The organism is Xenorhabdus sp. PB62.4, assembly GCF_014467285.1.
GTDB lineage: Bacteria > Pseudomonadota > Gammaproteobacteria > Enterobacterales > Enterobacteriaceae > Xenorhabdus.
In genome coordinates, this window is the sequence record NZ_NKHR01000106.1 from 1 (window position 1) to 712 (window position 712).

The window sequence follows — 712 nt, forward strand, 5'->3', positions numbered from 1 at the left end:
CCGCTGGGACACCCAAAACCAGCTCACCCACTGCGAAACCCCGGATGGCTCGCGCTGGCATTATCGCTACGATGCGTTTGGGCGGCGAATTCGTAAACTGAAAGTGCACGATGGTAAACTGGCAAAGGCTAATTTACAGTTGTGGCTGGCAGGCAAACCGGATTTAGCGCCGAGAGCGGATGCCATCATGGGGCAGGATTACCTGTGGAGCGGCGACCAGCTTATTGAGGAAACGCCGGTTTATGCCGATGGTACATTGGCAGAAGATCAGCGTATCCGCTGGTTATATGAACCCGGATCATTAACGCCATCAGCCCGTTTTGAGAAAGGCAAGCTGCACTATATCGTGAGTGACCATCAGGGTACGCCGCGCGAAATGTTGTCCGAGGAGGGAGTACTGGTCTGGGCGCAGCGGCTGACGACCTGGGGTAAAGCGGAACGTTTTCAGGTCATCGCCTCCAATAACCCGGATTATCATGTAAACTGTAACCTGCGGTTTGCCGGGCAATTTGAGGATGAAGAGTCAGGGCTTTACTATAATCGGTTCCGGTATTATTCGCCGGAGACCGGGCAGTATCTGACGCCAGACCCCATCGGGCTGAAAGGCGGCCTTAATCCTTATGGCTATGTGCATAACCCCTCTAATTGGATCGACCCCTATGGGTTGGCAGGTGGATTTGGCAATAAAGGAGATAATGGGGATACCGTCACA

1 protein-coding gene is annotated in these 712 nt (G+C 53.5%); it reads left to right on the plus strand.

Going from position 1 to position 712, the window contains the following annotated elements:
• Window positions 1–712, plus strand: a 712-nt coding sequence (locus tag Xenpb_RS19425) for an RHS repeat-associated core domain-containing protein (protein ID WP_187655746.1), incomplete at both ends; no start/stop codon positions are given.